The 5,003-nt window shown below is 71.9% G+C and carries 4 protein-coding genes and 2 pseudogenes; 4 read left to right on the top strand and 2 right to left on the bottom strand.

The window, feature by feature from the left end:
* Both MXD58_RS19800 and MXD58_RS19795 read right to left on the bottom strand, forming a co-directional pair.
* Positions 1–948: pseudogene (locus tag MXD58_RS19800) on the bottom strand (hypothetical protein); the annotation flags it as partial.
* Positions 949–1,180: 232 nt separating this feature from the next.
* The gene (locus MXD58_RS19795; protein WP_248839150.1) at positions 1,181–1,837 is read right to left on the bottom strand and encodes a hypothetical protein; all 657 of its coding nucleotides are present in this window, start codon (positions 1,835–1,837) and stop codon (positions 1,181–1,183) included.
* 472 nt (positions 1,838–2,309) lie between these two features.
* Here MXD58_RS19795 and MXD58_RS19790 point away from each other — a divergent pair, with 472 nt between their 5' ends.
* The 4 genes and pseudogenes from MXD58_RS19790 to MXD58_RS19775 form a co-directional block, all read left to right on the top strand.
* Positions 2,310–2,702: a GroES family chaperonin gene (locus MXD58_RS19790; protein WP_248839151.1), complete on the top strand. Its 393-nt coding sequence runs from the start codon at positions 2,310–2,312 to the stop codon at positions 2,700–2,702.
* Between the two features lie 445 nt (positions 2,703–3,147).
* Positions 3,148–3,447 carry a DUF4193 family protein gene (locus MXD58_RS19785; RefSeq protein WP_248839152.1) on the top strand — a complete coding sequence of 100 codons (300 nt, stop codon included), beginning with the start codon at positions 3,148–3,150 and terminating at the stop codon, positions 3,445–3,447.
* 25 nt (positions 3,448–3,472) lie between these two features.
* Positions 3,473–4,078, top strand: a complete 606-nt coding sequence (locus MXD58_RS19780) for a potassium channel family protein (protein WP_248839153.1) — start codon at positions 3,473–3,475, stop codon at positions 4,076–4,078.
* A 177-nt stretch (positions 4,079–4,255) separates the two neighbouring features.
* A pseudogene (locus tag MXD58_RS19775) lies at positions 4,256–5,003 on the top strand (hypothetical protein); the annotation flags it as partial.

The raw sequence follows: 5,003 nt of genomic DNA, 5'->3' as shown, positions 1-5,003 counted from the left end.
GTCGGGACGTCGACCCTCGCGAGGCGGGTCGACGTGGTGCCCGTCCCGCTGCGGCTGGTCGCGGTCGGCCGGGTCGCGGGCGGACAGGTCGCGGGCGGACAGGTCGCGGCGAAGGCGATCGTCGGCATCGTGGCTATCGCCGTCCTGGTCGGCGTACGCCTGGTGCCGGTAGGCCTGCTCGCGGTACGCCTGCTCCTGGCGTGAGCGGTCCAGACGGGCCCGTTCCCGCTCCTGCGGGCGCTGCTCCTCGCCGGCCTGGTACCCGTCGCTGGCCTGGTACCCGTCGCTGGCCTGGTACCCGTCGCTGGCCTGGTACCCGCGGTCCTGGTAGGCCCGCTCCTGGCGGCGCTGACCGTCGTCGTCCTGGTAGGCCCGGTCCGCGGGGTAGGCCTGTTCCTGGTAGATCGGGTAGGCCTGCTCCTGCTGGGGCTGCTGGGGCTGCTGGGCCGCGGCCTGGCGCCGCTGGAACTCGCCGCGGTGCTGATCCGGGCCGCGCTGCTCGGCGTACCCGGCCTGGGCCTGGGAGGGCGCCTCCGCGGGCGGGACGGCCGCTGCCGGCTGCACGGGCTGGACGTGCGGCGGGGCCGGCGCAGGCGCCGTCGTGAGCGGGATGTGGCCGGTGGTCGCTGGCATCGGGCCGCTGAGGGAGCCGCCGCCGAGGTCGCCGACTGGGTCGGCGTGGCCCATCTCGTCCGCGTGGGCGATCTCGTCGGCGGCGTCCGCCGAGATTCCGGTGATCGCGATGATCGAGGCGCACGGCCAGAGGCGGTCGCAACCCAGGCAGAGATCGAACTCGTTCGGCTGGTGTAGATCAATGAGCATGATCAGCGAATGAATGTGCTCAATGATCTTTGGGCCAACCAGTACCGGCCCACGCGCGATGACGTCGAGCTCAGAGCGCAGGCGCCCGTGATATTGCTCGACGCCGGCAAGGCGCGGATTGTCCATCACAGGCAGCATGCACCATAGCGGCCGAGAAGGGGGGAACGGCGTAGAACGAAGGAGGGGTTCGTCACGGCGATCTCACGTTCCGCGTCCGAGGTGAGCCCGCTGCTGGCGCCGAGGGTCTCGTACCCCTCACCTGCGGTGAGTGTCGGGGGCAAAGGGGTGGCGTGTGGCCGGCTGGCCCGGCTTTTTCCCACGAGCGGACCCCGCCTCCGGGGGTGGGGCGGATCGCTGTTCAGGCGCGGTCCGGCCGGACTTCGTCGGTGCGGCGCACCTGACGCATCAGACCCTCCTGAAGGCGGGCGAACTCCTCGATGTAGGGACTTTCGACCCCCCCGGCGGCGCCGCCGGGCTCCTTGCCGGGCGCAGGGCGGTCGAACGGCTCGAAGCCGGCGAACTGCCCCCCGCCGTTCGGCGGCATCCGGTCGGGCTGGCCGTCGAAGGGCGGGTAGTGGCCCCCGGCGGCCTGCGGGACGCCGCGCTCGCCCGGGTTGTCATAGCCCGGTCCCGGGCCGTAGGGCGGCATGCTCGGGACGCCGCCGGCCGGGGCACGGTCCTGGCCGTTGTCGAAGGCGGGGTAGTGGGCGCCGTTGGGTGACTGCGCGCGCTCGGCGGTGCCCGTGTCGTAGCCGTAGCCCGCGCCGTTGGCGCTGAGGCCCGGGGCGAGCGAGAGCGGCGCGCCGCTGGGGCCGTCCGGCGGCTCGGTGGACAACATGCCCTCGGAGGCCGGGTAGATACGAGCGGAGAGGCTGACCGACATCGGGTCGCTGCCATAGGTGATGACGTCGACCTGATCCTCGGCGCTGATCCCACCGTTGCGGGCGAGATCGACGAAGCGGAAGAGATCGGCCCAGCGCAGACCGTCGAGATCGACACTGATGCGCAATGCCATGGTGGGGCCCCATCCCTGAGTTCGTTACGTGCCTACGGTTTCCTCGGCGCCAACGGACGAACGGAGAGGTGCCACCGCGCGCCGCCCGTCAGCGCCAGCCCGGGCGGCGATGGGCGGCAGCTTATACCCCGTTGGGAGTCCATTCCCCCTCCGGGATGGTTCAGCGTGGTCTGTGGCGATAGCCACCGTGACCGGATTCGAGATGAACTCACTACCAGCGGTCAATCATCGTCCGAGGTCAACCCAGGCTGATGAGGAGAGTGACAGGAGGTCCACGGGAATCGGCCAGCGGCGGCCGAGGAGTGTGGCACCACACTGTGACCGCCCGGCCGAGGCGTGCGGCCCGCGGTCGGGCGGGGCGGTGCGTCGCGGGAAAACGCCCGGCACGGATGGTGGCCGCGGCGGCCGGCGGCGAGGGACCTCGCTGCCCGGGGGCGCCCGCGGCTGTGCCGGTCCGGGTAGGGTCCGCCCTGTGAGTGTGGTGGCCGGAGGAATCAGCGGAGTCAGCGGCGCGGTGGGAATGGACACGCGGGTGGGTGTCGATCAGACCGGTGGCCTACCGATCAGGCTTCTGCACGACAGGGTGCTGGTCGAACCGTGTGAGGACGCCGCGGATCGCCGGTCGAAGGCGGGCATCGTGATCCCGGCGACAGCTCACATGGGTAAGCGGTTGTCCTGGGCGGACGTGGTGGCGGTCGGCACCACCGTGCGGACGATCCAGGTCGGGGACCGGGTGTTGTTCGACCCGGAGGAGCGAGCCGAGGTCGAGCTGCACTCGACCACGTACGTCCTGCTCCGTGAGCGGGATGTGCACGCCGTCGCCGCTGAGCGGCTGGACGACGGCCTCACCGGCCTCTACCTCTGAGGCTCGCGCCCGGGGCGGTCGCGCGTACCGCGGGCGCGCGGGTCGGGTCGGACCGACCACCCGCTGCTGATCTGGCACCGAGTGGTGTACGGTGCCGCATCGATCGAGATACGGGCGACCCGCCCGGGTCGTGGCACCGGGTCGTGAATGTGGTGGGACAGACACCGCGCCGACCAGTTCCTTGCCTGGCCTGACGGGGTTGTGGCCCGTATCCTTCGCTCGACTTTGGAGATCCGCGTTACGGCCGGACCCTTGGAAGTGGCGGAGGCACCGGGGAATGCGGACATAAGACGCTGCATCCTCATCCCCGGGGTAATTGCGTAACGTAGCCGACCGATGTCCTGGGGTGTTGAACGCATTGGCCCCCCATGTTCAGCGGTGGGCAGGTACCCATCGGTTGACACAGCCAATGGGCGAGCGACGGTAGAGAAAGGGAAGGAGACACGTGGCGCGTGACTTCGACGCTCGGCGAAGCGCGGATGTCGAGGACGACGAACTTCAGGAGCAGAGTCTCGAGACACTGAAGGCGCAGCGCGCGGGCGCGGCGGCGGATCTCGGCGACGACATGGACGCTCTCGAGGCCGAACTCGATCTGCCCGACGCGGAGGTCCGGGACGAGGAACTGGCGTTGCGGGTGCTTCCGCGGCAGGCGGACGAGTTCACCTGCACCAGCTGCTTCCTGGTACAGCATCGCAGTCAGCTGGCGGACCAGCGTCGCGTGGTCTGCTCGGACTGCGCGGCCTGAGACCGGGCCGGGCCGGGCGGCTGCCATGACCGGTGCGACACCACCGGTCGGCCCGCCGCCGGACCAGCCGCCCGGGGCGCACCCCCCGGGACCGCCCGGAGTTCTGCCGCCACCGCGGGCGCGGGCCGACCAGCGGTCCGGTCCGGGGCGCGGAGTCGCCGCTGCACTGGCGACGATCGCCGCCACCATCGCCGTTTTCTACTGTCTGCCGATTCACGAGGGCAGCCGGGGAGTGGCGCTGGCAGCCCGGCTCGTGCTCCTGTTCGTCGGCCTTGGTCTGCTCGGCTGGCTGTTCGCCCGGCAGGTGAGCGCCGGCCGGCGCGGCACGCCCTTCCGAAACGCCACCGCCCGGCTGTTCGCCGGGGTCTGCCTGACCGTGCTGCTGTTCGCCACCACGTATTACTCGCTGGCGTATTACGGCGATGAGATGTCGGGAATCCGCACCCGGACCGACGCCCTCTACTTCACGATGACGGTGCTGACGACCGTCGGGTTCGGGGACGTCCACGCGGTGGGGCAGGCCGCCCGGGTCGTCGTCACCGTGCAGATGGGCTTCGACGTGCTGTTCATCGCCTCCGCCGGAGCCGCCCTGCGGGCCTCCGGGGCCGTCCGCCGGGGCGAACCGGGCTGATCGTCGCCGTCCGGTGTCGGGTGTCCGGTGGCCCGGCGCCGCCAAGTCGTCCGGATCCGCCCGGCTGGCCCGGTGACCTGTGACGACGGCTCGCGCCGCTGGGCCCCCACGGGTTGCTCCTACGCCTGAGTAGCTGTACCACTACCGATGGCAAGCTTGCCGTGGGGGTGGTGTGGAATGCTCGACGCACAGTCGCCGGTGTCCGGTGCTGTCCCGTCTGGTTCCCGCCTGGTCGAGCCCGAGGCGCCGGACGCCCCGAGTGGGTCCGGCGATCTTCCGCTGGTCCGCGGCCACTTCGTCGTTCCGCCGGTCCCGGCCGGGTTCCTCGACCGGCCCCGGCTGCGCGACACCGTCGCCGACGCGGTCGCCCGACCGCTCACCGTCCTGCGCGCCCCGGCCGGCTGGGGCAAAACCGCGTTGCTGGCGTCCTGGGCGCACAGCCGGCCCGCCGGTTCACTCGGCTGGATCCGCGTCGACCCGGCCGTGCCACTGTGGCCCCAGCTCGTGCACGGCCTGATGCACGCCGGCATCCTGCCCGCCCACAGCGCAGTCCCCGTGCGCGGCGCGGACGAGGTTCCCGGCGGCGTTCCGCCCGGCGGGAACGAGCGGCCCGGCGCGGACCCGGCCGAGCGAACCGGGCATCCGGACCATTCCTACCGGCGGCTCGCCAACCAGCTGGCCGACCTGCCCGCCCCGGTCATCCTCGTCCTCGACGACGTGCACCTGCTTCACCGCCGGGAGGACCTCGACGGCCTGGAACTACTGGTCAACGAGGCCGGCGACCGGCTGAGCACGGTCCTGGCGGGCCGGACGGCGCCGGTGGCGCTGCACCGGCTGCGAGCCGGCGGCCGGCTCACCGAGATCGGTCCGGCCGTGCTGGCGTTCACCGGCCCCGAGATCGCGGAGCTCCTGCGCGCGCACGCGG

It is taken from the genome of Frankia sp. AgKG'84/4 (assembly GCF_023242965.2).
In the GTDB taxonomy this organism is placed as follows: Bacteria; Actinomycetota; Actinomycetes; order Frankiales; family Frankiaceae; genus Frankia.
This window is presented reverse-complemented; position numbering and strand designations above follow the sequence as displayed.